Source organism: Chloracidobacterium sp. (genome assembly GCA_015075585.1).
In the GTDB taxonomy this organism is placed as follows: domain Bacteria; phylum Acidobacteriota; class Blastocatellia; order Pyrinomonadales; family Pyrinomonadaceae; genus OLB17.
This window is the reverse complement of the sequence record JABTUB010000002.1, coordinates 730,395-757,286: the sequence shown is the minus strand read 5'-3', so window position 1 is coordinate 757,286 and position 26,892 is coordinate 730,395. Positions and strand designations below refer to the sequence as shown.

Genomic DNA, 26,892 nt, shown 5'->3' with positions numbered 1-26,892 from the left:
ATCATCTAGAATGTCAATGTCTTTCACCAAAACCGATACGTTAAAGGCCCTTGCGATCGTACATTCTTTCGAAACGGCAACTCCGTTCGGCATTTGCTCGGCACTGGCAGTGTTGAATGACGGAGCGGGAATATCGTACGGAATGAACCAATTCACACACCGTTCGGGTTCGCTTGCCCGCGTCGCAAAGCGTTATCTCGCACTCGGCGGCGTGGTCGCCGCAGATATCCTAAAAGAACGGCTCGGCTTGCTTGAACGCACGTCACGCGATGCGATCACGGCGGCAAGCAATGACCGGCAGCTCAGGCAAGCGCTCATTGACGCCGCCGGGTCGCCGCAGATGAAGCGTGCCCAACGCGAGATCGCCGAAGTGCTTTATCTTCGTCCTGCGATCCGTTTGTGCGAACGCCTCGGCTTCACTGAGCCGCTGAGCCTCGCCGTGCTTTATGATTCGATCGTGCACGGCTCGCTGAACCGTGTCGCACGAACTGTGAACGTCAGTGCCGCGAATGAGCACGAGTACATCACCGCTTATGTGCGGAGGCGCGATGCGTGGCTCGCAAGCTTCCCGCGTCTCGCACGAACACGCTACCGGACAAAGTTCTTCCTCAACTGTATCGCCGTTTCGAACTGGGATCTTCGGCTGCCGCTGAACGTTAACGGTGTACGCCTTACCAACGATATCTTCGCCGTAATTACGGACGAAGAAGCTGCGGCTGTGCCCTCCATTCAGCCTGCCGAGATCCGCGAAACCTCGCAGCAACCGCACACTAATATCCCGCCGAATGAGCAGCCGCAGCTTTCACCAACTTCGATATTCGCAGCGGCAGAGCAGGCATTTGACAGCGTTGACGGCATCGTTACGGGCGTTGCGTACCGCGCAGGCCGCGTAAAGGCACTGCGGACAACGGTCGCCGGCACGATCTGGCAGACGCTTTGGGCGGCCGGCAGTTTCTTTGCCGGGCTGCCGCGAGCCGTCTGGATCACCGTTGCCGCCGCGGCCGCTATCTTAACGGCACTATATGTCTATCGCCAATTTGTCTCGGACAAGATCAAGGAACAAAACCAATGAGTGACACAAAGAATATCGCGATCGCGTGGTCGAGTTCGCTTTCGACGCTGCTGACGACCGCATTCTCATACGACGTTGTCGTTACGATCGTGCTGCCGGTAGTTCTATTTTCGATCGGGAAATCGGTCGATGTCCTGATACAGATCTACCTCGAACGCTCAAAGCGAGGCGGCCGGCGATGACTACGAAGGCATACATCGCTCTCGGTATCGCGCTGGCGGCGCTTCTGGCTATCTGGAGCGGCATTTCCCAATACCGCCTCTCGCGGGCCGAACTGCGAACGGAACAGTTCAGGCAAGCCGCGACCCGTGCCGAGCGGCTGGCCGCCGAAAAAGAATTGCAGGCCGCGGCCTACGAGGAAAAGATCGAGTACCTCGAGGCAGGCATCGAGAAACTTCGCACCCAAGCCAAGGAGAATGATGAAAGGATACGTGATCGTGAAAATGATGTTCGCAATGCTCGCCGCCGTGTTGATGCTGTCAGGCGTCAAGGCACAAAGCCCGCAAATACCGCCGACGTCTGTGAAAAGCTCACTGCCCTCGGCTATACGTGCGAAGGGCGATGAACGCGCTCTTGCCGCTGCTTGTTCACAGGCGGCCGACGAGTTGAGCGCGGTCCGAGCCTTTGCGGCATCGCTCGAAAGCCAAGCGCAGGCGCTGAGGACGGCGCTTGCCGCCGAGCGCGAATTGAACGCGTTGCTGACGGAGCTTGTTGCAACGCAAAAGGCTCAAACTAAAGCGCTTACGGCAACGATTGACGCAAAGAACGAGGCCCTCGACGCAAAGGGCCGGACGATCGCCGCGCAAGAGGAGCTTATCGGCCATTTGAAGCAGAAGCGTTCGAGTATATGGCGGCGTGTCGGCGACATACTGCTCGGTGCGGGTGCGGCGATCATTCTCAAATGATGCCGAGCGATGAGGATGACGAGTTTATGAAATGGCTCGAACACACGGCACCGACACTCGAATGGAGGCACCCGCACCAGCGGTATCTTTGCGGGTACCTTCGCGAGATCACCGCATCACGCATTCGCAGATCGATGATCTTTATGCCGCCGCGTCACGGAAAAAGCGAGATGGTAACGATACATTATGCAGCGTGGCGGCTGATACGCGACCCGCGGCTGAACCTGATCGTTGCCTGCTACAATCAGCAGCTTGCCAACCGCTTTTCGCGCCGTATCCGGCGGATCGTAAGCGTTTGCGTGGAGCTTGCGGCTGATAAGACCGCCGTTGACGAGTGGGAAACAAAGGCGGGCGGCGGCGTCCGTGCGGTCGGTGTCGGTGCGGGCGTTACGGGCTTTGGTGCGTCGCTTGTGATCATTGATGATCCGATAAAAGGACGTGCGGAAGCCGAGAGCGTACGTCGCCGCAATACGGCGTCCGAGTGGTTCAGCGACGATATCTACACGCGGCTTGAGCCCGAGGCCGCGATCATCCTGATACAGACGCGTTGGCACGAGGACGATCTTGCCGGCCGTCTTCTAAAAGATGACGAGGGCAGCGGGCATTGGCGTGTGATAAAGCTTCCGGCGATCGCCGAAGATGGCGACGCACTCGGACGCTGCTGCGGCGAGGCATTGTGGCCTGAGCGGTTCGGCATCGAACGCCTTCTCGACATCAAGCGGCAGCTCGGAAGCTATTCATTCTCGGCACTTTACCAGCAAAGCCCGGTGCCGCGTGACGGCGAGATGTTCAAGCGGGAATGGTTCACGCATATCGTGGCGGCCGCACCGAAAGGACTATCGTGGGCACGCGGTTACGACCTTGCGGTCTCGACCCGAACTACGGCCGATCACACGGCAAGTTTCCGCTGTGCGTTCGGCCCGGACGGTACGCTCTACATTGCGGACGGCTTTAGACGACGGATCAAATATCCCGAGCAACGAAAATTCGTCATCGAACGCCTCTTTGCCGAACGCGACACGATGCACGGCATCGAACAGGCTCTTCACGGCAAGGCTCTGCTGCAGGACCTTCGGCGTTCGCAGCGCAGCCGTGCAAGCCCTTTGCGTGCGGTAAGGGTCGATGCCGACAAGTGGACGCGTGCCCTGAGCTGGGCACCGCTTGCCGAGGCGGGAAAGATCGCCCTCGTACAGGGCGGCTGGATCGATGAATTCATTGATGAGGCGTGCGCATTCCCGAACGGCGAGCACGACGACCAGATCGATGCGGTGAGTATTGCCGTGCGGATGCTGGCTGAACGAAAACGGGCGATGTACGCCTTCAGAGGAGACAGATGAAAAAGGATATCGAACGGGCGATCGACGCTCTGCATACGCGCCGGCCGCTCACGGAAAAGTACGAACGCTATTACAACGGCGACCACGATCTGCGGTTCGCGACCGAGAAATTTGAGAACACATTCGGCAAGCTCTTCCGCGAGTTCGCACTCAACCTTTGCCCCATTATTTGTGATGCCGTTAAGGACAAGCTTCTTGTAAAGGGCTTCAGTGTTGAGAGTTCGCCGCACCTTACAGAGCGTGTCGATGCAGCCGTGCGTGACGTCTGGTCGCGGAATCGAATGGCGATCCGTTCGGGCGAGGTTCATAAAGAAGCGCTTCGGCAGGGCGACGGCTTTGTGCTTGTCTGGCCTGACGTAAATAGAAGGCCGTGCATCTATCCGCAACACAGTGCGGGTATTGCAGTGTTCTATGAGGAAAGCCGCCCGGATACGATCGAGTTTGCCGCAAAATGCTGGCTCGACGGCAAGAAGCACACGCGGCTCAACCTCTTTTACCCCGACCGCACCGAGCGATACATCTCGCGCATGCAGAATGTCTCGGCCGCTGCCGAAGTCAAGGATATGATGCCTGCCGGCCCGGCGATCGCAAATCCGTACGGCCGCGTGCCGCTCTTTCATTTCGCCAACAACAGCGAGATCGGGTCGGCCGGCCGCTCCGAGCTTGAAGCGGCACTGCCGATACAGGACGGCCTGAACAAAGCCGTGCTCGATATGCTGGTAGCGATGGAATTCGCCGCGTTCCGGCAGCGGTGGGCGGCCGGCATCGAGGTCGAATACGACAGCGACGGCAACGCTGTCGCTCCTTTCACTTCCGGTGTCGATTCGCTTTGGATAGCAGGCGATCCGAGCGCCCGTTTTGGCGATTTTCAAGCCGCGGAGCTGGAGCAGTTCTTAAAGGTCAAGGAAGGTTTTCGTGTTGATATTGCAACGGTTACGGGCACGCCGCTGCATTATTTCGTACAGGATGCGGCCGCTTTTCCGAGCGGCGAGAGCCTGCGGCAGGCGAGTGCACGGTTTATCGCAAAGGTCCTTTCTCGGCAGCTTGCGTATGGGCAGGTTTGGGCCGATGTGATGTCATTCGCCCTTGCGATACAAGGCATACGCGGTACGCAGCTTGTAACGCTCTGGCAAGATCCGTCGCCGCTGTCGGAACGCGAACGTCTTCAGATCCTTTTATTAAAAAAGCAGCTCGGCATTCCGCGATCCGAACTCGTTATCGAAGCGGGATACGGTGCCGAGGCTGCAAAGGGCGAGCCTTCATGACGAGGTCGCCGAAGGCGGCATTATGCTGCCGCCAAAAACTGAGGGCGTGCGTATTGCGTGATCGCATCGATCGCCTTCCTTATCTGTGCCCATGTGAGCCAAATTATGCAGCCGCGGTTGACCGGCCACGGATCGTAAACAAGTACGCCGGTATCGGCGCCGCCGCCGATCACTATCGCGTGTCCGAAAGGTACAACGCCGCCCCAACTCCTTTCGACGCCGGCAAAAATGGGGCCGCGCTTTTGCAGCGTTTCTGAAAGGCTGCTGTAACTGAGATCGATCTTCTCGATCTGTTTCATTCTGAGCTGGCTCGCCATGTAGCCGTTCTGCTCTGACGGCCAGTCGAGATTCTGTTCGTAGCGGTATGCAAAGCCGCTGTCGGAAAGCGGGTCGATCATACTTCCCATTCCCGATTTTTTTGACCATCTGTAAAGCATCGTGGCGCTTGCCCACCAGCAAACAGCGTCTTTGGGCTGAGCAACGAGATTCAAACCTTGAGTTTTAAAAATAGGCATATCTTGACATCCGAAATGTATTTATTTTCTGGCGGTTATCCGGCCGTACGTCAACGCGGCCCTCCCCGCTGTAATGAGCAGACGAAAAAGGAACCGAGTTTTTGCACAAGCTGACATCAGGAGAAATAACGATATGGAAAATGAAGTGCGAGAAGAAGTGCGGCAGAACGAACCGGAGCGGGAGCCCGAAGCCGGCTTTCAGGCATCGCTCGACGAACTCCGCCGCGAGATCGCCGAGATGAAAGCGGAGCTTGCCGGCCGCTATGCGGCGGCAAACGGCATCGACGCCGGTGCAGGCCTTGATCAAGGCCCGCGTTTGACACGCGAAGCACTGCACAGAATGTCGCCGAGCGAAATAGCACGGCTTGATTGGAATGAGGTAAGCCGCGTCCTGAGGACGCGTTGATAAGGAGACGATATGGCATTGGATTTTATCCCGACAGTGTGGGCGGCGCGCCTATTGACGGCGCTGAACGGCTCACTCATATATGGACAAGCGAATGTATGCGACCGCTCGTATGAGGGCGAGATACGCTCGGCCGGTGATACGGTCAAGATCGCATCGATCGGCGATGTTACGATCGGCGATTATACAAAGGATACGGACATCGCCGACCCTGAGGTACTGACCGACGATGAACAAACGCTCAATATCGACCGGCAGAAGTACTTCAACTTCTACATCGACTCGATAGATCGTGCACAGCAGAACGTAAATGTGCTTGATGAAGCGATGCGCCGCTCAGCGTGGGCACTACGCGACCAAGCTGATAAGTTCATCGCCGGCATTATGTATGCACAGGCTGACGCGGCGAACACTATCGGCTCGAACGTCTCGCCAAAGGTGCCGACCAAGGACGATGCGTACGAATACCTCGTCGATCTCAGCACGATGCTTGATGAGGCGAATGTCCCGCTCACGGGCCGCTTCGTGGTCGTCCCGGCGTGGTTTCACGGGCTTTTGCTCAAGGACGAGCGGTTCGTTGCGATGGGCAGCAAAGCTTCCGACAGCCGCTTGGCGAACGGCGAGGTTGGCGAAGCGGCCGGCTTTGCGATACTGCGTTCGAATAACGTTCCGAATACTGACAGCTCAAAATACAAGATCATTGCCGGACACGCCATCGCTACCGCGTATGTAGAGCAGATCCTTGACATCCAAAGCTATAAGCCGGAAAAGCGGTTTGGCGATGCGGTCAAGGGCCTTCACGTCTATGGTGCAAAGGTAGTGCGGCCGACCGCCCTCGCGGTGCTGACGGCAAACAAGAGCTAGGAGGCGACCGCGTTGCCGATGACAACACTCGACGAACTAAAATTGCTCACGGCATGGGAAAGCGAACCGGTGCTTGCGGAAGCTGAGCTCGATGATCTGCTGGCGGCTGCATCGGTGGCCGATGCGGGCGGCCGATCTCCTGACGACGACGGATGGGCGCCGACCTATGATCTTAATGCTGCGGCGGCAAAGGCGTGGTTGATAAAAGCCGCACGGGCAGCCGCATCGGTCGATGAAGCGGCAGAAGGCCCCGCAACGTCAAAGGTCTTCGACAATTGCCGTGCGATGGCCCGCTTTTTCCTACGCAAAAAGAACCTGAGTATCATAACAAAATAAATACATATGTTAAGCCATATGTATTATTCGGAAGGCGGCCTTTGTGCCGCCTTTTCGCGCTACGCGGCTTTAGCCTATAATCTCTGCAATGGGTACTGTAAAGGTCATTGGCGGCGGACTTGCCGGTGTCGAGGCGGCGTGGCAGGCGGCAGAGGCGGGGGCTGACGTGCGGCTGTTCGAGATGCGCCCGCTGCAGCAGACGCCGGCACACCGTTCGGACAAACTCGCGGAGATAGTCTGCTCAAATTCGCTTAAGTCGGATGAACCCGGAACGGCACCATACCTTCTGAAGGAAGAATTGCGCCGCGGCCGCTCGCTGGTGATGGAGGCGGCGGCGGCGACGCGAGTGCCCGCAGGAGCGGCTCTTTCGGTCGATCGTATTCGATTTGCCGAATATATTACCGACAAGATAGAGGCCCATCCGCGTATCGAGGTCGTTCGCGAGGAAGTAACATCGCTCGGCGAAGGTGCGGCCGAAACGCCGACGATCATCGCCACGGGGCCGCTTACCAGCGACGCTCTCACGGCCGATATAATGCGGCGTACCGGCGACGATCAGCTTTATTTTTATGACGCGATAGCTCCGATCGTTGCGGCAGACTCGATCGATATGGCGGTGGCGTTCAAGGCGGCGCGTTACGGCAAGGGCGGTGATGATTACATAAACTGCCCGATGTCGGCTGACGAATATGCTGCGTTTTATGACGCCCTGACAAGTGCGCGCTCGGTACCGCTAAAGCGTTTTGAAGAGACGCATTGGTTCGAGAGCTGTTTGCCGATCGAAGAGATCGCACGCCGCGGGGTCGATACGCTACGTTTCGGGCCGATGAAGCCTAAGGGCCTTGCAGATCCGCGAACAGGTGCTGAGCCTTACGCGTGCGTACAGCTCCGGCAGGAGAACTTGATGGCGGATGCCTACGGAATGGTCGGCTTTCAGAATCACTTGCGATATGGCGAGCAGGAACGTGTTCTGAAGCTTATTCCCGGCCTCGGGAACGCCGAATTCCTTCAGTTCGGGCAGATACACCGCAATACCTTCATCAACAGCCCGAAGATACTCGATGAAACGCTTGCAACGCGGAGCGATCCGCGGCTTTTCTTTGCAGGGCAGATCACCGGTGTCGAAGGCTATGTGGAGTCGGTCGCGACGGGCTGGCTTGCCGGGCAGAATGCGGTACGGGCACTGCGCGGCAGCAGGTATCTGACCGCACCGGCCGCCTCGGCCATCGGAGCTTTATGCCGCTATGTGTCGAACGTTGAGACAAAGAACTTCCAGCCCGTCAATATAACCTTCGGGCTGCTCGAACCGCTTGCCGCAGAGCTTCGCAAAAAGCACCGCAACAAGCGCGAGCGGCACATTATACAGGTAGAAAATGCACTTGCGGATTGGGACCGCTTTATATCGAATTTATGGAACAACTAGTGATCGTCCTGATAGCGGTCTTTATCGTGGCCGTTATGTATTCCTCGGTCGGGCACGGCGGAGCGTCGGGCTACCTGGCAGTGATGGCGTTCATGTCCGTCGCGCCCGAGATCACAAGGCCGACGGCGCTTGTGTTGAACCTCTTTGTGGCGTCTATCGGCACATATCAATTCTGGCGTGCGGGTCATTTCAGATGGAGAACATTCTGGCCGTTCGCGGCCACGTCGATACCTTTCGCGTTTTACGGCGGTATTGTGCAGCTGCCGACACACATTTATAAGATAGTGCTCGGCGTCGTGCTTTGCCTTGCGGCGTTGCGGCTTGCGGTCAAGTTCGCAAGTGATGACAACGATGCGAAAGAGCCGCCCGTTCCAGTCGGGCTTGTAATAGGTGCTGCGATCGGCCTTTTGTCGGGGATGGTCGGCGTCGGCGGCGGCATTTTTCTGACGCCGGTGCTGATGCTCGCGCATTGGGCCGAAACGAAGACCGCGGCCGCAGTTTCGGTCTTGTTCATACTCGTCAATTCATTTGCGGGGCTGCTCGGAAATTATCTGATGGGAAAAGGCACGAATATTTTTCAGCTTCCGTCGGGTGTTTGGTTCTGGATCATTGCAGCGGTTTGCGGCGGCATCGTCGGATCGACGCTGGGGGCAAAGAAGTTCGATTCGATCACGCTTCGGCGTGTGCTCGCGGTGGTTCTCCTGCTCGCGGGCGTAAAACTCTTTTTCATTTAGCCGTTAAATTGCATCAAACTTCCGGATGCCTGTTCAGTTGCAGCAAAATTCAGCCGGGATCGGGCCATTCGTGCCTGTCATTGTGCTTTTGTTTGCCATCGGTGCTGCGGCACAGTCGGGGCGGATAAAACCCGAGGCGACGCCGACGCCCGAACCGAGCATTTCGACAGGCTACAGGCCGACCCGAACCGGCGCCGAGCCGACACCAAAACCGACACCGGAACCGAAGCAGACGGACGAGGTGGTGCGCGTAAGCTCGATGCTTGTTCCGATACCTGTTTCGGTCTTTGACAGCAGAGGCCGCGCGGTTACGACGCTGAAGAAAAGTGATCTTGAAGTGCGTGTTGACGGCAAGGCGGTCGAGATCGACGAGGTCTTCCGCAGCCGCTCGCCGATACGGCTTGCGATGCTGTATGATAATTCGTCAAGCATACTCGCCGCGCGTGATTTCGAACGCGACGCGGCCGTACGATTCTTTACGCGTGTGCTTCGCCCCGAGATCGACCAAGCGGCACTTTTTTCGGTTGCCGACTACACGCGCCTTTCACAGCCTTTGACGGCGAATACAACGCTGCTTACGCATGCGATAAACGCCTTCCCGCCGCCTGCGGGTGCAACCGCATTGCTTGACGGCATCATCGAGGCTGCGGAGTATTTGAAGGCCTATTCGGGCCGCCGTGTGATAGTGATAGTCTCGGATGGTGAGGACACTTACAGCGAGCTGAGCACGACGCTCGAAGGCGTCGTAAAGACGCTTCAACAAACGAACTGTCAAGTGTATGTGGTGAAAACAAAGGACTTTGAGAACTTCAAACGCACAGGCAGCCGTGAGGGAAATGCCAACATTCGCTCGCTCACGGCTGAGCGGCGGATGATCGAGATCGCAGAGCAGACGGGCGGAGCGGTCTTTTCGCCGATCGATGAACGTGAGATGAACGAGGCTTTCGACGACATCTCGGCGAGCCTTTCGCAGCAGTACATTCTCGCATACTATCCCGATGATACGGCGGCTGAAGCGGGAGCCTTTCGTGAGATCACGGTAAAGGTAAACGGCCGCAGCGGCCTTACGGTTCGAACGCGAAAAGGCTACTATGTCCCAAAGCGGCCGTGATATTCACCGAAGAAAGAAAAGATTTTCTGCAGCATCTCAAATACGTGCGTGACGTCAGTCCGCATACGCTCCGGAACTACGAATCCGACCTTGAACAATTCGCCGAATTCCTCTTTAGGATCGAGAAGCGTAGCGACATCGCGATCGGGCAGATCGACAATTTGACGATACGCGAATGGATCGCTGAACTTCACAACGGCCATAAGAAAACGACCGTTGCACGAAAGCTCTCAAGCCTGCGAACTTTTTTTGCATTTTTGATGCAGGAGGGCAGAGCCGAACGGAACCCGGCAAAATTGGTCGCCACGCCAAAGATCGAGCGGAAGCTTCCGACACTGCTATCGATGGAAGATGCCGTGCGTTTCATCGAGATGCCGAATATCAACACCGACCTCGGGCGGCGCGACCGCGCGATACTCGAATTCCTGTACGCGACGGGCATTCGTGTCGGCGAACTTGTCGGGATCGACCTGCAGGACATCGACTTGCGCGAGCGTATGGTGCGCGTGATGGGAAAACGGCGAAAGGAACGGATAGTGCCATTCGGCGAGCCGGCGGCGGAGGCTCTGTTAAATTATTTGCAGGAAACGCGTGCGACCTTTCTGAATGCTTGCCCCGAAGCGGAACGCGACCTCGATGCCGTCTTTCTGCACCGCCGCGGCGGGCGGTTGACGACGCGGAGCGTCGGGCGAATGGTCGATAAATATATCAAGATGTTCGCTGATATTCACAACATTTCGCCGCACAGCTTGCGCCATACCTTTGCCACGCATCTTCTCGACAACGGAGCCGACCTGCGGGATATACAGGAACTGCTCGGCCACGCGCGTCTGTCGAGCACACAGATCTATACACAGGTTTCGATCGAAAAGATGATCGACGTTTACGACAAGGCGCATCCGAAAGCGTAGCTTGCAGATAAGTTCATCGTTCGCCGCGTGCGGTCTCGGTCTGTGTTTCGAGATCGACGACGAGTTTGCGCGAGCCGGGCTGATCAAAGGTCTCAGCCGAACGCAGCGATTCATCGAGGATGCGTCGCTGATACTCGCTGAAGTTCGGCTTGCCCGCGACGGAGCCGAAGGAGCCTTTGTAATAGACGACACGCGGCGGCCGCACATGGTCGGTCATCGGGCGATCTACCGATACGCAAACCGTCGGGATGCCGGCATCTTCGACCGCACGGGCGACGATGCCGAGCGTTTGGTGGCAGAGGCGCGATGCGGGAATGAGCAGCGCCGCCTGGCAGTTGTAATGAGCAAGGCGTCCGGCTATTGCGGGTGCAAGCTCATCGGCAACACGAACGGCATTCGGGATGCGGCTGCTAACCGACCACCAGACGCCATTGAGGCTGCCGATGACGCCGTTCGCAGCGTATTCCTGCAGGCGGTCGATCGGGATCAGGGAGTTGCGGTCGGCAAGCACATCCTTTGTGTCGTAGCCCTTTGCGGCGTATGAGATGTCGCCGGCCTCGACCTCGACGGGGATCTCGCGGTAGCTTATGTCGCCGTCCTTTGCCGACAGATCGAAGGCTTCGGTTCCTGTGATATAACCGCCGGCCGATGAGATAAGCGCGAGGTTCAGCATCGGCAGCGAACGCAGGAAAGGCGTCAGCATCGAGTGGACGTTCTCGGCGTAAGGCAGCCCTGCGAGGTCATCATTGGGCTTCCAAGCGGCAAATCTTTTATTGAATGTGTCGCGGTTCTCGATCAATTCCATGGTCATATCTTAAACTCTTTTTCAAAATCGTAAATATTGGTTGCGGCCTTCGGTGTCGTGAATTTGCGGTTCGCAATGATAAAGAATGCGATGAACGCAGCGATCATCGCGGCGGTGAGCACCCATTCCGACCAATGATGCAGTTGATCGAAGCGGATCTTCAGCGGGTCGTCAGCGGCCGCCTGATCGATCGAGCCGCCGAATTGCGAGCGTATCGACGACATCCAAAGCCCGATCACGAATTCGCCGACGGCGCACGCCGCACCGACGATAAGCAGAAGCAAACGTTCTGTCCAAAGCCAGAACGCACTTGCATTGCGTATCATCAGGGATGTCAATATCAAAAGAACGGCGATGATAAGCCCGCCGTAATTAAGGATCGAAAGGCTGCGCCCGACGACCGCACCGGCAAGCCCGCGGTCAGCGACGAGAGCAAAAGCCGTTTGAGCAACGCCGATAAAGAAGACCGCACTGCCAAGCCAAACGCCGAGCAGTAAGAGCCGAATGTCAGAAAGGAACTTCATAATGCGAATCGCGGGCCGAAGCAAGTATTATCCGGTTTTTAAGGCAGAAGGGCAACACGGCTATGCGGCGTCCTTGGGCCTTACATTTCGCCGCGCAAGCTGCATCGCGGCAAGAGCCGCGAATCGCGGATTCAGCAATAAATAACGGCGCCAAAGCCGCTTCGGCTCCAGCAGGAGTCGATAGAGCCACTCGAGGCCGATGCGGCTGATCCAACGCGGAGCTTCGCTTTGCTTTCCGGCAAAGATATCGAACGCCGCACCGACGCCGAGCATCACGGCTTTCAGATGCGGCCGATGACCGTGCATCCAACGCTCCTGTTTTGGGCAGCCAAGGCCGACAAAGAGTATGTCCGGAGCGTTCCGGCCGATCGCCGCAATAATGTCGGTATCTTCGTTTGCTGTGAGCGGGCGAAACGGCGGCGAATATGAATATGCGACCTTCAAAGCCGGAAACTCGACCGCAAGGCGGCGCTCGATGGCTTCGATAACCGAAGGTTCGCTGCCGTAAAAACCGACGGTAAGGCCTCTTTGTTCGGCGAGGGCAAGCAAAGCGTTCATAAGATCGCTGCCGCGGATGCGTGCGGCGGTGCGTTCGGCAGAAAGCCGCTGCATCCATTTTAGCGGCATACCGTCAGGCAGGACGAGATCGGCAGCATTGACGGCATCTGCGAACGATGCGTCGTCATACGCCTCCATCACCATGTGCACATTTGCGAGACAAACAAAACCGCCGCTGCCTTTTCTGCAAAACTCCGTGATGCGTTCGAGAGCGCCGGCGAGCGTAATAACATCGACGTTGAGGCTGATGATGCGTGTCTTTTTGGCGTTCATTCGCGGAACGCCTCCTTTTTGTCAAAGCGGCGGACGTTCGTTCGGAATTTGCTTGCAGTCAACTGCAGCGTCGTAACATCGCCGAAATGTGCCGCCGCCCGCCGATATTCGCCGATCGTAATGATGAAGTGCGGCAGCCTCGATATTGCGTAGAGCAGCCCGAACTTCTTTGCTCCCGCGTAGTTACGGCCGTGCTGACGATAGCTGACCGTCGCCTCATCTATAAATTCGATGCGGCCCGAACGTGCTGCATTCACCGCGACCCATTGGTCGTGCGGCATATCGCGTAGCTTGTAGGGAAGAGCGGCGCGGCGTGCGGCCGCGTTCGCGAGCATGCTGCAGCCGAGGACGACATTCTGGGCAAGAAGCCGCCGCCAATCTCGGCTTATGAACGGATCGAACTGCGAAAAATGGCGAAAAGAGGCGTCCAGCAGAACCAAATTCTCATCGACCACCGACATATCGCTAAAGACGACAAGCGGCGTATCTGCACCGTACTGAGTCTCGGAACGGATCATTTTTTCGAGAAGCAGTGATAATTTCTGCGGCGACCAGACATCATCTTGATCGCAGAAAGCAAAGTACGGTGCGTCCGAGGCTTCAACCAGCCGCATAAAGCTCGCGAAGGCGCCAAGGTTGCCGCTGTCGCCGGTCAGCAGTTCGATTCGGGCGTCGCGTTCGGCGTAGGCCTTGATGATATTGAGCGTGGCATCCGACGAGCCGTCATCGCGTATCAAAAGCCGCCAGTCCGCGTGTTCCTGTGCAATGATCGAGTCGATCTGCGGCGGCAGGAACGCAGCTCCGTTAAAGGTTGACATCAGCACATCGATACGCGGCATAAGGCAAAGCGGCACAGGCGCGGAAGCCCTCTGGCTTCGACATCGCCGCAATGATGCTAAAATCTTGCCAACGAAAGCGCAACATGCGCAATGCCCGGCTTATGAAGATCTCCGTCGCCCTCTGCACGTATAACGGCTCGCGTTACCTGCAGGAGCAGCTTGACAGTATCGCGGCACAGACACGCCGCCCCGACGAGATCGTCATCAGCGACGATGCCTCGACCGACGGCACATTGGAAACAGCCGAGCGGTTCGCCGCCACTGCGGCGGCAGAAGTTCACATCGTAAGAGGCGAGCAGAACATCGGATCGGATAAGAATTTCGAACGCGCTATCGCAAAATGCAGCGGCGACATCATCTTCCTCGCCGATCAGGATGATGTGTGGCTGCCGCACAAGGTCGAGCGGATGATGCGTGGATTCGACGATCCGCAAGTCGGGATGGCGTTCAGCAATGCAAAGGTCGTGGATGCGGAACTTCGGCCGCTCGGCCTGCCGCTTTGGCGTTGGACGTTCCGTGCTTACGACCGGAAGATGTTCGCCGAGGGCCGCGCGGCCGAAGTGCTGCTCTATTACAATGTCGTAACGGGTGCGACGATGGCTTTCAGACGTTCGCTCGTGAGTGCGGCTCTGCCGATACCGAAACTCACCGGTATGATCCACGACGGCTGGATCTCGCTCATCGCATCGCTTACATCGCGCGTCGCGGCGGTCGATGAGCAGTTGATACTTTATCGACAGCACGACGCCCAGCAGTTGGGTGTCGGCCACGGGCAAAGGGACGCTTCGCGTGCCGATCAGCACCGACGCATCGTCGAAGAGCGCCTGCGTGCAAATGAGCGATTCGATCAGTTCGCCGAGCTTTTTGACGAGGCACGGCTCGCGGCAATGCGTGCTGCGGCGCCGATGCCGGAGCTTGTGCCGGATCGCCGGCGGCTTGCCTCGATGCTCGAAGCCGCGCGGCTGCGTATCAGCCTCGAGATCGCCCATCTTCAGACACGAATGAACTATCCTAAGCTGCGTATCGCCCGCATCGCTCCGGTGCTTGCCGAGCTTTACAGCGGCCGCTATTACGAGTTCTCGCGCGGCGGGCAGAGCGCTTTGCTCGATACGATCCGAAAATAAACAATGCGGCTATCGATACATTTCCGGCAGGTGCTTGAGACGATGCGGCGTGACGGCTTTGCCGTCGCTGCAAGCAAGGTCCTGCGGAGGCTTCGCGGGCGCAACACCGATAAGCAGTATCGGCAATGGATCGCCGAATGCGAGCCGGCGACGCAGACAGCATTGCCCGCAAAGGTTGACGAGTTTCCGTCCGTATCGGTGCTGATGCCGACATACAACACGCCCGAGCGGCTGCTCAGCGAGGCGATCGGGTCGGTGCTCGCGCAAACGTACCCGAAATGGCAGCTTTGCATCGCCGACGACGCTTCAACGGCCGAACACATAAGGCCGCTGCTGCGTTCATTTTCCGAGAATGACGGGCGCATCGAGGCTGTGTTTCGTGAGGCGAACGGCAACATCTCCGCAGCATCGAATTCGGCACTCGGCCTCGTGAACGGCGAATTTACCGCATTACTAGACCACGATGACCTCTTGTCGGAGAACGCTTTGGCTGAGGCCGCGGCTGCGGCTTTTGCGGAGCCGGGCGCGGCGATCATCTACAGCGATCATGACGTGATCGATACCGAAGGCCGCCGCTATTCGCCGTATTTCAAACCGAATTGGAGCCCCGATCTGCTGCATTGCGTGAATTATGTGAATCACCTCACGGTATATCGCACGGCGCTTATCAAGCATCTAAAGTTCCGGAGCGAATTTGACGGCAGTCAGGACTACGATCTGCTGCTGCGGGCGAGCGAGGGGCTTTCGCGAAGTGACGTCGTACACATACCGAAAGTGCTTTACCATTGGCGCTCGGTCGAGGGGTCTGTTGCGTTGGCGCCGTCGCAAAAGGGCTATGCGCACGAGCGTGCACGCGCGGCACTCGATGAACATTTCGAACGCATCGGTTCCGATGTGCGGGCGATCCGCGGCATCGGCGAACTTCATCGGATGCGTGCGGGATCGAATGTCGCCGCCCATGTCTCGGTCATCTGTTTCGATCGTGAAAGTGCTGCGGCCGTTAAAGGCGATGTGCTCGAGGTGATCGAGGCCGATCCGCCGCAGCGTATTTTTGCGGCTCTGCAGGCCGCAGCGGCGAAAGCGGCGGGCGATGTGCTTTGCTTTGTGCCGCAAAACATTTCCGCGTTGACGCTCGACGCTGTCGAAGAGCTTGCGGCGCAGGCGCTGATGCCGAATGTCGGCGTTGTCGGCCCTTTGCTTGTCGAAGGAAGCGGAACAATCGTCGAGATCGGCCTGACCGCAGGGCTGAATGACGGTATCGGTTCACAATTTGCGGGTGAAAATTTGCGGCTGAGCGGCTTTCTTGAAAAGAATGTTGTCCGCAACGTCTCGGCCGTCTCCATCGAGGCGATGACGGTCCGCCGCGGGCTTTTCGAGAGGCTTGGCGGCTTTGACGCCGGAATGAGCGATGAACAGCGGCCCGACGTCGATCTTTCGTTCCGGGCGATGCTTGCGGGATGTAATAATGTCGCGACGCCGTTCGCGGTCGTAAAGGCCGCAGGCAGGACTGTCGGGCACAGCGATCTCGGCGTATTGAAGAAGCGCTTTGCCGAAATTTTTTACGCTGATCCGTATTTTAATGTTAACTTATCGAAGTCGCCGCCCTTTGGCCCTGCTTGCCGGTAGGGTCGGCGGCAATTTGGAAGTGTGAGAGTGATAGCCGCAAAACAAGAGCTGACGCCCGCCGAGATACGCTCGGACGTAAGGCTTATGCCGCGTTGGGTGATGCCTGCGGTAACGGCGGCGATCTTTTGCGCAGATGCGGCAATTACCGCTGCTGCATTCATACTTGCATTCCGCGTAAGGCACGGCGAGGCGATCTTTGCCGGCGGCGGCTGGTCAAAGGCGTTCGCTCCTTACGCCGGAGTTGCCGCTTTCTCGGTGGTGGCGACCGTCGTGATGCTTGTCTATCAGCGTGCGTATCGATTTTTCGGTGCGTTCTCATTCACGCACGAGGCGGGCAAGGTCTTTTACGCCGTGGTCTTCTCATCGCTTTTGACGGTTGCGTGGGCGTTCCTATTCAGAGGATTTTTCGAGTACCAGCAATTCTCATACTCACGAAGCGTATTTCTGATCGATTTTGCTTTCCTGCTCGTCGGCCTTACGGCATTTCACTGGATGCTGCGGGCCGCGCAGGTGCGTTTTCGCAAGCGCGGCATCAATTTGATACCGACGATCGTCGTCGGTACCAATGCCGAAGCGGAAAAGACCATACTCGAACTCGAACAGCAAAGGCATCTCGGCTATCGCATATTCGGCGCTGTCGCATCAAGCGAAGGCGAGCATGCAGACCTTGGCGTTCCCGTGCTCGGATCGCTTGACGGGCTTGCCGGCGTCATACGCGAACACGGCATCCAAGAGGTGATAATCACCGACAACAATATCGAAAGCGCGCGGCTCTTTGACGTAATGATGAGTGTAGGCCGCCGGCAAAAGGTCGAGTTCCGGTTTGCGCCCGGCATACTCGATCTATTGCCGCAAAAGACCAGCGTCGATCAGATCGGAGTTCTGCCGATGGTGAGGCTCTTTCGCGAGCCGCTCTCGGATACTCAGCGGTTCATCAAAAGAGTTTCGGATATAGCTATTGCGGCGGTCGCGGCCGTTGTTACCGCTCCGTTCTGGCTTGCGGCAGCGATCGCCATCAAGGCGGATTCGAAAGGCCCCGTTTTCTTTCGGCAGGAGCGTGTCGGAATGGACGGGCGGAAGTTCCTCTGCTTCAAATTCCGCACAATGAACGCCGATGCGGATGAGGCCGTGCATCGCGAGGCTTATGAGAAGAATATCGAGGGGCAAGCGGCGGCGAATGCAGGCGACGAGGACCATCCGATCTTCGGCAAAGTAAAGGATGACCCGCGCATCACACGCGTCGGTACATTCCTCAGACGCGTAAGCCTCGACGAACTGCCGCAGCTGCTCAATGTGCTGCGCGGTGAAATGAGCATCGTCGGGCCGCGTCCGCCTATTCCGTATGAGGTCGAGCGTTACGAGCTTTGGCATCGAAAACGCCTCGATATGAAGCCCGGCATGACGGGGCTTTGGCAGGTTTCGGGGCGCAATAAACTTACGTTCGATGAGATGGTGCGTGCCGATATCTATTACATCGAGAATTGGTCGCTGATGCTCGACCTGCGGATCATTGTACTGACATTGCCCGCGATGTTCCGAGGCGACGGCGTGTGATGAACATCGCCGCTGAACTAACCGCCGCCGAGGCCAAGCTCCGAGCCGCCGAGATCGAGAATGCACGGCTTGATGCTGCCGTGCTGCTCGCATTTATCACCGGCCGCGACCGAACGTTCCTTGTCGCACATCCCGAATACGAACTCACGGACAGTGAGCATAAGGCATATACCGCCGCGATCTTACGCCGCTGCACGCGCGAGCCGCTGCAATACATTACCGGTGTTCAGGAGTTTTACGGGATCGAGCTCCTTGTCTCGCCCGATGTGCTGATACCTAGGCCCGAGACCGAATTGCTTGTCGAAGAAGCTATCAAGCATTTGAAGAAGGTCGAACAGCCGGCCTTTTGTGAGATCGGCTCCGGTTCGGGATGTATCAGCGTCGCGGTGCTTAAGAATGTACCTGACGCGAGAGCCGTTGCGGCAGATATCTCGCCTGCGGCAGCCGCAATGACGGCTGAGAATGCACGCCGAGCCGGCGTTTTGGGTCGCCTTGAGGTCATCGTATCCGACGTTTTTTCTGCGGTCGGCGAACGGCGTTTTGATGCCGTACTCTCAAACCCGCCGTATATCGGCGCCGGCGAGGTTTCAACACTCCAGCCCGAAGTTCGCGAACACGAACCGTACATCGCGCTTACAGACGATGCCGACGGATCGTCGATCATCCGGCGGCTTATCGGATCATCTCCGGAACATCTCACTGCGGGCGGCGTAATTCTTATAGAGATCGGCTTTTCGCAGGCTCGCGCTGTTGAAGCAATGTTCGCGGGCGGCAGATGGAATGACGTTGTGTTCATTCGCGATCTGCAGGGACATGAGCGCATCGCCAAAGCTTGCCTCGCCCGCGTCTAACTCTTGCTTGCTTTCAGAGTGAAGGTAAGGTTAATATAAGGGTACTTTTTGTACAGTTGAGTTATTTGGCAATTTCGGACGTGTCAGGAGCGCCGGCTTTGGCGAAACAGCTGCGGCGCGAACCGTCGATTTCCTTTTTCATGATCGGAGGTGGTTTTTGTGAAGGATATGCTTTATGCCGTACTCGCACTGGTGTCCGCTGTTGTTGCGATCTTTTCGTTCGTAAGATATACGGGCAGCAATGATCAGAGGATCTGGCTGGTGGTTGCGATCATCTGCGGCCTCATTACGATAGGCCTTGGCGGGTTATTCCTGTCAGGCAGGATCAATAAGGACGACGATATTCACATCACCGAATAGGTCTGCTGCAGTGCAAGTGTTCCGTCTCTTTGCCGGCAGCGCCGCGTATTGCAGCGCTGCCGCTTTTCTTTTTTCGGCCAATAAGACTACAATGTTTACATAAATGTAATGATTTGTTCGTTGCGTTTATGTAAAGCAATGCCAAAGATCGCTGATATCCAGGAAACACCGAATCCTAACGCAGTCAAGTTCATTCTCCGCGAGCCGGTCTCGTACGGTACGTCGCACTCGTTCCAGAGTGCCGAGGAGGCCCGGGACAATAAGCTCGCCTCTTCGCTCTTTGATGTAGGCAATGTCTTATCCGTGTTTTATATGGACAAGATGGTGACGGTCGAAAAGAATGACGAGATCGAATGGGATGAGATCCTGCCTGATCTGGCGATTCCGATCCGAGCGGCCGAGAGCGCGACGCCGGCCAACGGACGCTCGGCGGCCGAAAGCGTCGGCGGTGCGATAGCCGCGGCGGCGGACGGCGACCCGAAGGTCGCCGAGATCATGGCTGTGCTTGAAGAGCGTGTAATGCCTTACCTTATGGGTGACGGCGGCTGGCTCGAGGTGATTGAACTTGTCGGACACACGTTAATGATCCGCTATCAAGGCGCGTGCGGCACTTGCCCAAGTTCGATAAGCGGCACGCTGATGTCGATCGAGAACATATTGCGCGAAGAGATCGACCCGGAACTCGAAGTGATCACCGTATGACGGCATATCAAAAAAAGTTCTGCCGATGCGGTTTTCGGTAAACCGCGTAGCCGCGGCCTTGCATCTACATCGTCGGGGCTTTTGGGCGTAAAACAAATTCTTGACATAATTAAACGAATTTAGACATAATCTAACTGGTGACGGATTTGCCCCCGTTTGCCGGCCCGCACATTTTTGTAACTTCAAAAATTGAGTGTCGCCACCCACACCAGCCCAATACCCTTGTCGTGCTATTTGACGGAGGAGAAATACAGTGAATAGTGAAGAACTCGAACAAAGTTTGAGAGCTGAATTTGAGACATATCTGAATGGCGTCGCCGCAAAGATGCGCGATGATGCCGCCGAATTTCAGACGAAGATTCGATCGCAGTTCGATGAACATCGGGCACGTTTCGACGATATTATAAAAGAGTTTACAGAGCGTTTTGACGGGAAGCATGAGTTCGATGCCGCGTTCAGTGAATCGGTAACGGAACATCTGCGGCTTGCCCGCGATGAGGGTGCGACAATTACCGCAGCCGCGATAGCCGAGGCCGAGGCGCTTGAGAAAGAGGCCGTACCCGAAGCTGATTTCGGCGGTATTCGCGATGCGATCAAGGACATCAGCTCAAAGCAGTCGCAATCGGCGATCCTTAAAACACTCATAGAACACGCGGCGAATTACGCACCGCGCGGAGCATTCTTCATCGTCAAGGCCGAGCACTTCGTCGGCTGGAAGGTCTTTGGTAAAGAGGCGTCTGCTAACGAGGAAGCCGTACGCGATATCAGCATTCCGATAACGGCGGACACCATTCTGGCAAAGGCTGCTGCCTCACTTGCGACAGTTGAGGGTAATGCGGGAGCCTTTGCGGACGATGCAGATATCTTGGGTCGCCTCGAATACGGAACGCCCGACCGTATGTATGCGATACCATTGATCGCACGCGGACGCACCGTTGCCGTTATGTACGCCGATTATGGCCACGAGGGGATCGCGCTGAACACCGACGCGCTCGAAACGCTTGTTCACGTCGCAGGAGTTACGGTCGAACTGCTTGCCGCGAACCGGAGCGCACACGCTGTAACGGGAGCGGCACCGGCGACGGCTTACGACGATCCGAGCATTCACGCCCTCGATACTACAGAAGAGCCTGCGCAGGCCGACACACCGCGGGTATTTGTCGAACCGCCGCCATTCGAAGGCTACCGGCCGTCAGAAGCTGCTTTTGACGATGCGGATCGCGGCGAGAGTGCCGAACATACCGAAGAACCTGCTGCCGAAACGCATTTCGAAGCTCCGTCATTCAGGGCGGAACCTGTAGCGGCGGCGGAAGAGCCGAAGTATGGCGAATTTGAGCCGAACGCTGCGGTTGAACAAGTTGAAGAGCCGGTTTACGGAGCATCATATGAGGTAAAAGCTGCCGAGCCTGTCACCGAGGCAGGACTTGAAACCTCGCCGTTCGGATCACACGCCGTTGATGAACCTGCGGTCAAAGCGGAAGTCAAGTACGACAGCTTTGAACCTAGCGTGCCCGTCGAAAATTTCGAAGGGCACGAGGCAGACGCCCGCATAGATGTCGAAACCTCGACGTTCGAACCTCAGGAGCCTTCGCACTCGGAATATGTCGAACCGGCCGCAGAATATACGGTACCGGCGGCCGAATTTGAGCCTGAACCTGAAGCGGCGGCTGAAGAGCCTGCTGAGGAGCCGGCCGAACCCGCTGTTGAAGAGCCTGAGGAGCCTGCTACTGCGGAGCCGGCTTTCGTTTTCGAGAGTAACTTCGATCGGCAGAACCCTTACGAAAATGAGCCGTATCACGGCGATTCGTTCGCGCAGCCTGAACCGATGCCTGCGGCCGCACCTGAACCGGCGGTGGCTACGGCTACGGTCGCCCCGCAGCGTTCGCGTTTGTCTGACCGCAACGTCGATCTTCCGATCGAAGTACCCGAAGATGAACGCCGCCTGCACAATGATGCACGCCGTTTTGCCCGCCTTTTGGTCTCTGAGATCAAGCTCTATAACGAGCAGAAGGTACGTGAAGGCCGCGAATCGCACGACCTATACGTTCGCCTGAAAGAAGCGATCGACCGCTCGCGTGAGATGTACGATAAACGCGTGCAGCCGCCCGTTGCCGCAAAGTTCGATTATTTCCATTACGAAATAGTCAACTCGTTGGGTGAGGGCGACGAAAGCCGCCTTGGGTTGGGTTATCCCGGCTCGGCGGTCTGATCGTCAGAGCCGACCTTAACGAAAAAGGCTGCCTTCCCGGGCGGCCTTTTTTGTTGTATCAGGACTTTCCGGCCCAAAAAACCGGCGGCGATCGGAGTAAATTGGCGAACAAGCGTCCTATCTGTACAATAGCTTATTACCGATGGAACTTTACTTTCAGCTGGTCAAGGACGAAGAGACGCTCGCAAAGATGTGCGGCGAGCTGGCGGAAGCCGAGCGGTTAGGTTTTGACGTCGAAACGACCGAACTTGACCCGTATCACGGCGAAGTGCGGCTTGTTCAGTTGAGCAACGGTGCAAAGACGATGGTGGTTGACCTGCGTGCGTTCGGCGCGGGCGAGGAACTGCAAACGACACCCGCACTCAGGCCGCTTCGCAGCTTGCTCGAATCGGAAAAGCAGGCAAAGATCGCACACAATGCCAAGTTCGATACGAAATGGGTCCGCCACCATCTCGGCGTCGAGGTCGGCAATGTTTACGATACGTATCTTGCAAGCATCCTGGTCGCCGCAGGCGAAGGCGACCGCCGCCACGGCCTTGCCGATGTCGTGCAGTACTTTTTGGGCCGAACGCTTGATAAGACCGAGCAGGTGAGCGATTGGGCCGCGGATGAGCTTACGAATTCGCAGGTCGAATATGCCGCGAAAGATGCCGCGATAATGCCCGAGGTTCACGCCGCTCTCGAAGAACGTATCAAACGTGATGAGCTTCAAGATGTGATGAAGCTCGAGAATGAGTGTGTCGTGCCGGTAGCCGAAATGGAGCTGAACGGGTTCTTTCTCGACGAAGAGCGTTGGCGCGAGCAGCTTGCATCGGTGGCAAAGATACAACAGAAGGCGGCGGATGAGCTTCAGGATATGCTGTCGTCGGGCGTTGCGCAGGCCTCGCTTTTTGGCCGGCCCGAGATCAATCTTGACTCGGTGCAGCAGGTCGGCGATGCACTTCGCGGCCTCGGTGTGCCGATGCCGAATACCACGCGGGCATGGGAGCTTCAGCCGCTCGCCGAGCAATATCCCGTGATCGCAAAGCTGCTCGAATATCGAGCCGCCGCAAAGGCCATTTCAAGCTTCGGCGAGAACATACTCGACTCCGTCGAGCCGGCGACAGGCCGTATCCACGCCGATTTTCGGCAGATCGGTGCTCCGACCGGGCGATTTGCGTGTTCGCGCCCGAATTTGCAGCAAATACCGCACGAGACGCAATATCGGCGGTGCTTTCGTGCCGAGAGCGGCAACAAACTTGTCGTTGCGGATTATTCGCAGATCGAGCTGCGGATCCTTGCCGATTTTTCGGGTGACAAGAACTTTATCAGCGCTTTTGAGAGCGGAGCCGACCTTCACGCGGCAACGGCGTCGCAGGTCTTTGGCGTCAAGCCTGAGGACGTGTCGCCGGAGCAGCGCTCGTTTGCAAAACGCCTTAATTTCGGTGTCGTTTACGGCATCGGCGCGCAGCGTTTTGCGATGATGACGGGCCTGACGCAATCCGAGGCGGAGCATACGCTGCGGCGTTACTTTGGTACGTATCCGCGGTTGAACGAGTGGCTGCGTGCAGCCGCCGCGGACGTAGTTGAAACACGCAAAGCGAGGACGCGTTCGGGCCGCCTTTCGAGGTTCAGATTTGACGAGAACGACCGCAGCTCGGTCGCCGCGGCACAGCGTTACGCAAAAAATATGCCCATACAAGGCACGTCTGCCGACATTCTGAAGCGTGCGATGCGGCTTTTGCACAACGATATACGCGAAAGCTCTGCGAAGCTCGTCAATATCGTTCACGATGAGATCATTGTCGAGTGCGCCGCCGCAGATGCGGAGAGAACGTCCGCAACGCTCGAGTCCGCAATGGTGCGTGCCGCCGAGACGTATGTTTCCGTCGTGCCGATCAAGGTGGACGTTTCCGTTTCGGATGAATGGACGAAGTAGCCGCCGTTCCGCGTACTGTGGATACGTGAAAAAAGACTTTTAATTGTTGTAATAAATAGGTTAAACTAACAGATGACTTGGTCTTTCCTCGTTCGCCTCTTCCTACTATGAACGATATCGGAACGATTCGACAGGACCTGAAGCCCGCCCTCGTCTTTTTGAGCGGCGAGCTTATTGCTGTTCCTATACCGCTCGAACGCGCGGCGGTCATTCTCGGCCGTGCGCTCGAGGCTGACGTGCGCGTCAATGACACGCAAGTTTCGCGTCAGCACGCACGCGTCGAAACGGTCAACGAAGGCGGCGCGAAGAGCTACATTCTGACCGATCTTTCGTCGCGGAACGGCACGTTTCTCAACGGAAAACGTATCGAAAGTGCGGCGCTCAACAACGGCGACAAGATCGCTCTCGGCGATACGATACTGCGCTTTGACCTGCTTGACGAGATCGACCGCGAATATCAGCGGCAGATACATCGTCTTATCTCGCACGACGACCTTACAGGACTGCTATCAAGCCGCTCCTTTTTTTCCGAACTCAGGCGCGAGGCCGGAAGGGCCGCCGTCGAGGGCCGCCCATTTTGTGTTCTGATGATGGACGGCGACAATTTCAAAACGGTCAACGACACCTATGGCCATCTTACGGGCAGCAAGACCATCGAAGAGATCGGCCTTGCGATAATGGCGAATCTTCGCACCGGCGATGCCGCGGCCCGCTTTGGCGGCGATGAATTTGCCGCGTTCCTGCTCGATGCCGAATTGCCGCAGGCCCTTATCGCTGCCGAAAGGATGCGGGCCAGCGTTGCCGAGCATGAATTCAGCGTCGTGCAGCCGGGCCGAACGGGCGAAAAGCATCGGATCACGCTGAGTATCGGCATCGCATCGTTCCCGGAAGACTCATCCGACCCGATCGAGCTTGTCGAGATGGCAGATTCGGCACTTTACCGAGCAAAACGCGAAGGCCGCAACCGTGTTGCCGCGTACCGCGACATCTCGCAGGAAGAGCTGAGCCGGCACCTGCCGCCCCGCCGCGAAAGATAACTGCAACAAACAGACCGCCCCGCGCGTGTACGCATTAGAACGGCGTTCGTGTTAAACTTTCTGTTCGTTCGACACGCGGTGCCGCCGGTGCTGCTTGTGTGTAATCTGATGCGGGGGAGCTGTTCTTGGCACTGCTCAACAAACTGAATCTTTCAACACGGCCGTTCAGAAATCGGTTCCTGCCGTACTTTGTGTCGGCGGTCCTGCTTGGTATTTCCGTGCTTTTGATCGGGCTATTTCTGTTGTTCTACAAGCAGAATTCCGACGGCGTCAAACAATACGCGGGGCTGATAGCCACACGCGAGGCAAGGCTCAAGGACTTAAAGGGCGAGGGTGAAAAGATCCAGCAAGAGCTGACCCCGGATCAGAAGGCCGTGCTGAGTGCCGCTCATAAGCTCGTCGCCAATAAGCGTTTCGGTTGGTCGCGGTTCTTTGCCGACCTCGAATCCGTAATGCCGGCGAATGTCAGCGCCTCGCGCATCACTGTACAGAATGTCTATACGGACGGCGACCGGCTAAAGGCCGAGCTTGAACTCGCAGTGCTCGCAAAGGATTACGCCGGCGTGATGTCGATGATCGAGAATATGCAGAACTCGGGGCTTTTTCAGGCCGAGCTGCGCGGGCAGGATCTTCAGCGGACCGATCGGATGACCTTTACCGAATACACACTTCATATCATCTACTCGCCGGGCTACAGCTATTCGGCGGCTCCCGGCGGCGATGTTGCGGCGAACGGAGGCGGGCAGTAATGGCTGAGACCGAACCGGACATCATCGAAACGCCGCCGGCCGCAGGCTATGAGCCGCAGGGTGTCGATCCGCTCCTTGCCGCAAGGCGTCCGCGAAAGGTGAATGCAGGCATTTGGGGCGTGCCTGAGATCTTGGCGGTGTCAGCCGGTGCCCTCGGCATCCTGCTGGCGGTGCTGCTTTATCTTTTTCTCGTGCTGCCGTCGAGCCGCGAACTTGCAAAGGATCGCTCGGAGAATGATCGGCTCGGTGCCGAGGTCGCATCGGCCGAGACGAAGTACGGCGATATCACAAGCACGCACGAGCAGGTCAATAAGCTGCTCACAAGTGCGGATGACTTTGAGACGCGTTTTCTGCCGGCGGCGGTGAACGGCCGCACGGAGCTTTACGGGCGTCTGAATGCCCTGATCGTCGGTTACGGGCTGCGGAATACCACAGGGCCAGATTATCAGCCGCTTGATGTCGCAAATCCCGGCGAAAGCAATAATCAAACCGAGCAGGAGCGGGGCCGCGAGCGTTTTCGCAGCCTTTTTCCCGGCGTTTATGTAACGATGACGCTCGAAGGGCCGTATCAGAATCTTCGCCGGTTTATTCGTGAGATCGAGACAGGGCGCGAATTCGTGATCATTAGTTCGGTCGAGCTTGCGCCGTCGGATACCGAGCAGCGTACGGCGCCGGCGCAAACAACACCGCAGAATACCGGTGCCGCCGTACCGCCGGATCCGACCGGTGCACAGCCGATGTTCGTGAACCCGACGGCCGGTCCCGCGGCGGGAGCAGTGAACCCCAAAAAGGGCAAGATGCACGGCGAGGTCGTCGCATTGCGTTTAGAAATGGCCGCGTATTTCCGGCGGCCCGACTTTGCGCCGATGGCGGCGGCAGAGTAA

General features: G+C 57.3%; 29 protein-coding genes. 24 read left to right on the top strand and 5 right to left on the bottom strand.

Annotated elements, in window-relative coordinates:
* The first annotated feature begins 16 nt into the window (after positions 1-16).
* The 6 genes from HS105_12440 to HS105_12415 are packed head-to-tail and all read left to right on the top strand — an operon-like array spanning position 17 to position 4,579.
* Positions 17-1,072 (top strand): chitosanase, encoded by a 1,056-nt coding sequence (locus HS105_12440; GenBank protein MBE7517395.1) that lies wholly within the window; start codon positions 17-19, stop codon positions 1,070-1,072.
* Positions 1,069-1,254, top strand: a complete 186-nt coding sequence (locus HS105_12435; GenBank protein ID MBE7517394.1) for a hypothetical protein — start codon at positions 1,069-1,071, stop codon at positions 1,252-1,254. The genes HS105_12440 and HS105_12435 overlap by 4 nt, the downstream gene beginning before the upstream one ends.
* Positions 1,251-1,637: a hypothetical protein gene (locus HS105_12430; protein ID MBE7517393.1), complete on the top strand. Its 387-nt coding sequence runs from the start codon at positions 1,251-1,253 to the stop codon at positions 1,635-1,637. The genes HS105_12435 and HS105_12430 overlap by 4 nt, the downstream gene beginning before the upstream one ends.
* On the top strand, positions 1,594-1,977 hold the full coding sequence (locus HS105_12425) for a hypothetical protein (protein ID MBE7517392.1): 384 nt from the start codon (positions 1,594-1,596) through the stop codon (positions 1,975-1,977). The genes HS105_12430 and HS105_12425 overlap by 44 nt, the downstream gene beginning before the upstream one ends.
* A complete protein-coding gene (gene terL / locus HS105_12420) occupies positions 1,974-3,314 on the top strand; it encodes a phage terminase large subunit (GenBank protein ID MBE7517391.1) in 1,341 nt (446 codons plus the stop codon). Before HS105_12425 ends, terL begins: the two co-directional genes overlap by 4 nt.
* Positions 3,311-4,579 (top strand): phage portal protein, encoded by a 1,269-nt coding sequence (locus tag HS105_12415; GenBank protein ID MBE7517390.1) that lies wholly within the window; start codon positions 3,311-3,313, stop codon positions 4,577-4,579. The genes terL and HS105_12415 overlap by 4 nt, the downstream gene beginning before the upstream one ends.
* A gap of 20 nt (positions 4,580-4,599) precedes the next feature.
* On the opposite strand, the gene HS105_12410 is transcribed toward HS105_12415, so the two are convergent.
* On the bottom strand, positions 4,600-5,094 hold the full coding sequence (locus HS105_12410; GenBank protein MBE7517389.1) for a hypothetical protein: 495 nt from the start codon (positions 5,092-5,094) through the stop codon (positions 4,600-4,602).
* A gap of 133 nt (positions 5,095-5,227) precedes the next feature.
* On the opposite strand from HS105_12410, the gene HS105_12405 reads away from it, so the two are divergent.
* The 7 genes from HS105_12405 to xerC all read left to right on the top strand — a co-directional run bounded on the left by HS105_12405 (position 5,228) and on the right by xerC (position 10,879).
* Positions 5,228-5,500, top strand: a complete 273-nt coding sequence (locus HS105_12405; protein MBE7517388.1) for a hypothetical protein — start codon at positions 5,228-5,230, stop codon at positions 5,498-5,500.
* 12 nt (positions 5,501-5,512) lie between these two features.
* On the top strand, positions 5,513-6,364 hold the full coding sequence (locus HS105_12400; protein MBE7517387.1) for a P22 coat protein - protein 5 domain protein: 852 nt from the start codon (positions 5,513-5,515) through the stop codon (positions 6,362-6,364).
* A gap of 18 nt (positions 6,365-6,382) precedes the next feature.
* The gene (locus HS105_12395; protein MBE7517386.1) at positions 6,383-6,700 is read left to right on the top strand and encodes a hypothetical protein; all 318 of its coding nucleotides are present in this window, start codon (positions 6,383-6,385) and stop codon (positions 6,698-6,700) included.
* A gap of 88 nt (positions 6,701-6,788) precedes the next feature.
* Positions 6,789-8,123 (top strand): methylenetetrahydrofolate--tRNA-(uracil(54)-C(5))-methyltransferase (FADH(2)-oxidizing) TrmFO, encoded by a 1,335-nt coding sequence (gene trmFO, locus HS105_12390; GenBank protein ID MBE7517385.1) that lies wholly within the window; start codon positions 6,789-6,791, stop codon positions 8,121-8,123.
* The gene (locus HS105_12385; protein ID MBE7517384.1) at positions 8,111-8,857 is read left to right on the top strand and encodes a sulfite exporter TauE/SafE family protein; all 747 of its coding nucleotides are present in this window, start codon (positions 8,111-8,113) and stop codon (positions 8,855-8,857) included. Before trmFO ends, HS105_12385 begins: the two co-directional genes overlap by 13 nt.
* A 25-nt stretch (positions 8,858-8,882) precedes the next feature.
* On the top strand, positions 8,883-9,968 hold the full coding sequence (locus HS105_12380) for a VWA domain-containing protein (protein MBE7517383.1): 1,086 nt from the start codon (positions 8,883-8,885) through the stop codon (positions 9,966-9,968).
* Complete coding sequence (gene xerC, locus HS105_12375) at positions 9,968-10,879, top strand: tyrosine recombinase XerC (GenBank protein MBE7517382.1); 912 nt, start codon at positions 9,968-9,970, stop codon at positions 10,877-10,879. Before HS105_12380 ends, xerC begins: the two co-directional genes overlap by 1 nt.
* A gap of 13 nt (positions 10,880-10,892) precedes the next feature.
* On the opposite strand, the gene HS105_12370 is transcribed toward xerC, so the two are convergent.
* The 4 genes from HS105_12370 to HS105_12355 are packed head-to-tail and all read right to left on the bottom strand — an operon-like array spanning position 10,893 to position 13,878.
* Positions 10,893-11,690, bottom strand: a complete 798-nt coding sequence (locus HS105_12370) for a hypothetical protein (GenBank protein ID MBE7517381.1) — start codon at positions 11,688-11,690, stop codon at positions 10,893-10,895.
* Positions 11,687-12,208, bottom strand: coding sequence for a DUF4149 domain-containing protein (locus HS105_12365; GenBank protein ID MBE7517380.1), 522 nt, complete (start codon positions 12,206-12,208; stop codon positions 11,687-11,689). Before HS105_12365 ends, HS105_12370 begins: the two co-directional genes overlap by 4 nt.
* A 60-nt stretch (positions 12,209-12,268) precedes the next feature.
* Complete coding sequence (locus HS105_12360) at positions 12,269-13,039, bottom strand: WecB/TagA/CpsF family glycosyltransferase (GenBank protein ID MBE7517379.1); 771 nt, start codon at positions 13,037-13,039, stop codon at positions 12,269-12,271.
* Positions 13,036-13,878, bottom strand: coding sequence for a glycosyltransferase family 2 protein (locus HS105_12355; GenBank protein ID MBE7517378.1), 843 nt, complete (start codon positions 13,876-13,878; stop codon positions 13,036-13,038). The genes HS105_12360 and HS105_12355 overlap by 4 nt, the downstream gene beginning before the upstream one ends.
* 101 nt (positions 13,879-13,979) lie before the next feature.
* Here HS105_12355 and HS105_12350 point away from each other — a divergent pair, with 101 nt between their 5' ends.
* The 11 genes from HS105_12350 (at position 13,980) to HS105_12300 (ending at position 26,892) form a co-directional block, all read left to right on the top strand.
* Positions 13,980-15,002: a glycosyltransferase family 2 protein gene (locus tag HS105_12350; protein ID MBE7517377.1), complete on the top strand. Its 1,023-nt coding sequence runs from the start codon at positions 13,980-13,982 to the stop codon at positions 15,000-15,002.
* Positions 15,003-15,005: 3 nt separating this feature from the next.
* Positions 15,006-16,628 carry a glycosyltransferase gene (locus HS105_12345; protein ID MBE7517376.1) on the top strand — a complete coding sequence of 541 codons (1,623 nt, stop codon included), beginning with the start codon at positions 15,006-15,008 and terminating at the stop codon, positions 16,626-16,628.
* A 21-nt stretch (positions 16,629-16,649) separates the two neighbouring features.
* The gene (locus HS105_12340; GenBank protein ID MBE7517375.1) at positions 16,650-18,182 is read left to right on the top strand and encodes a sugar transferase; all 1,533 of its coding nucleotides are present in this window, start codon (positions 16,650-16,652) and stop codon (positions 18,180-18,182) included.
* Positions 18,182-19,033 (top strand): peptide chain release factor N(5)-glutamine methyltransferase, encoded by an 852-nt coding sequence (prmC, locus tag HS105_12335; protein MBE7517374.1) that lies wholly within the window; start codon positions 18,182-18,184, stop codon positions 19,031-19,033. Before HS105_12340 ends, prmC begins: the two co-directional genes overlap by 1 nt.
* A 159-nt stretch (positions 19,034-19,192) precedes the next feature.
* Positions 19,193-19,393, top strand: coding sequence for a hypothetical protein (locus HS105_12330; GenBank protein MBE7517373.1), 201 nt, complete (start codon positions 19,193-19,195; stop codon positions 19,391-19,393).
* A gap of 138 nt (positions 19,394-19,531) precedes the next feature.
* The gene (locus HS105_12325) at positions 19,532-20,095 is read left to right on the top strand and encodes a NifU family protein (GenBank protein ID MBE7517372.1); all 564 of its coding nucleotides are present in this window, start codon (positions 19,532-19,534) and stop codon (positions 20,093-20,095) included.
* Positions 20,096-20,348: 253 nt separating this feature from the next.
* Positions 20,349-22,304 (top strand): hypothetical protein, encoded by a 1,956-nt coding sequence (locus tag HS105_12320; GenBank protein ID MBE7517371.1) that lies wholly within the window; start codon positions 20,349-20,351, stop codon positions 22,302-22,304.
* A 142-nt stretch (positions 22,305-22,446) separates the two neighbouring features.
* The gene (locus HS105_12315) at positions 22,447-24,222 is read left to right on the top strand and encodes a hypothetical protein (GenBank protein MBE7517370.1); all 1,776 of its coding nucleotides are present in this window, start codon (positions 22,447-22,449) and stop codon (positions 24,220-24,222) included.
* A 107-nt stretch (positions 24,223-24,329) separates the two neighbouring features.
* A complete protein-coding gene (locus HS105_12310; protein ID MBE7517369.1) occupies positions 24,330-25,259 on the top strand; it encodes a GGDEF domain-containing protein in 930 nt (309 codons plus the stop codon).
* Positions 25,260-25,384: 125 nt separating this feature from the next.
* Complete coding sequence (locus tag HS105_12305; protein ID MBE7517368.1) at positions 25,385-26,008, top strand: hypothetical protein; 624 nt, start codon at positions 25,385-25,387, stop codon at positions 26,006-26,008.
* Positions 26,008-26,892 carry a hypothetical protein gene (locus tag HS105_12300; protein MBE7517367.1) on the top strand — a complete coding sequence of 295 codons (885 nt, stop codon included), beginning with the start codon at positions 26,008-26,010 and terminating at the stop codon, positions 26,890-26,892. Before HS105_12305 ends, HS105_12300 begins: the two co-directional genes overlap by 1 nt.

Excerpts from the sequence above, each read along its gene's own strand:
- HS105_12415 (MBE7517390.1), top strand. The coding sequence starts at position 3,311 with ATGAAAAAGGATATCGAACGGGCGATCGACGCTCTGCATACGCGCCGG.
- HS105_12440 (MBE7517395.1), top strand. The coding sequence starts at position 17 with ATGTCTTTCACCAAAACCGATACGTTAAAGGCCCTTGCGATCGTACAT.
- HS105_12400 (MBE7517387.1), top strand. The coding sequence starts at position 5,513 with ATGGCATTGGATTTTATCCCGACAGTGTGGGCGGCGCGCCTATTGACG.
- HS105_12405 (MBE7517388.1), top strand. The coding sequence starts at position 5,228 with ATGGAAAATGAAGTGCGAGAAGAAGTGCGGCAGAACGAACCGGAGCGG.
- HS105_12365 (MBE7517380.1), bottom strand. The coding sequence starts at position 12,208 with ATGAAGTTCCTTTCTGACATTCGGCTCTTACTGCTCGGCGTTTGGCTT.
- trmFO (MBE7517385.1), top strand. The coding sequence starts at position 6,789 with ATGGGTACTGTAAAGGTCATTGGCGGCGGACTTGCCGGTGTCGAGGCG.
- HS105_12385 (MBE7517384.1), top strand. The coding sequence starts at position 8,111 with ATGGAACAACTAGTGATCGTCCTGATAGCGGTCTTTATCGTGGCCGTT.
- HS105_12315 (MBE7517370.1), top strand. The coding sequence starts at position 22,447 with ATGGAACTTTACTTTCAGCTGGTCAAGGACGAAGAGACGCTCGCAAAG.
- HS105_12350 (MBE7517377.1), top strand. The coding sequence starts at position 13,980 with ATGAAGATCTCCGTCGCCCTCTGCACGTATAACGGCTCGCGTTACCTG.
- HS105_12360 (MBE7517379.1), bottom strand. The coding sequence starts at position 13,039 with ATGAACGCCAAAAAGACACGCATCATCAGCCTCAACGTCGATGTTATT.
- HS105_12355 (MBE7517378.1), bottom strand. The coding sequence starts at position 13,878 with ATGCCGCGTATCGATGTGCTGATGTCAACCTTTAACGGAGCTGCGTTC.
- HS105_12370 (MBE7517381.1), bottom strand. The coding sequence starts at position 11,690 with ATGACCATGGAATTGATCGAGAACCGCGACACATTCAATAAAAGATTT.
- HS105_12345 (MBE7517376.1), top strand. The coding sequence starts at position 15,006 with ATGCGGCTATCGATACATTTCCGGCAGGTGCTTGAGACGATGCGGCGT.
- HS105_12395 (MBE7517386.1), top strand. The coding sequence starts at position 6,383 with ATGACAACACTCGACGAACTAAAATTGCTCACGGCATGGGAAAGCGAA.
- HS105_12410 (MBE7517389.1), bottom strand. The coding sequence starts at position 5,094 with ATGCCTATTTTTAAAACTCAAGGTTTGAATCTCGTTGCTCAGCCCAAA.
- HS105_12310 (MBE7517369.1), top strand. The coding sequence starts at position 24,330 with ATGAACGATATCGGAACGATTCGACAGGACCTGAAGCCCGCCCTCGTC.
- HS105_12325 (MBE7517372.1), top strand. The coding sequence starts at position 19,532 with ATGCCAAAGATCGCTGATATCCAGGAAACACCGAATCCTAACGCAGTC.
- prmC (MBE7517374.1), top strand. The coding sequence starts at position 18,182 with ATGAACATCGCCGCTGAACTAACCGCCGCCGAGGCCAAGCTCCGAGCC.
- HS105_12435 (MBE7517394.1), top strand. The coding sequence starts at position 1,069 with ATGAGTGACACAAAGAATATCGCGATCGCGTGGTCGAGTTCGCTTTCG.
- HS105_12430 (MBE7517393.1), top strand. The coding sequence starts at position 1,251 with ATGACTACGAAGGCATACATCGCTCTCGGTATCGCGCTGGCGGCGCTT.
- terL (MBE7517391.1), top strand. The coding sequence starts at position 1,974 with ATGATGCCGAGCGATGAGGATGACGAGTTTATGAAATGGCTCGAACAC.
- HS105_12380 (MBE7517383.1), top strand. The coding sequence starts at position 8,883 with ATGCCTGTTCAGTTGCAGCAAAATTCAGCCGGGATCGGGCCATTCGTG.
- HS105_12300 (MBE7517367.1), top strand. The coding sequence starts at position 26,008 with ATGGCTGAGACCGAACCGGACATCATCGAAACGCCGCCGGCCGCAGGC.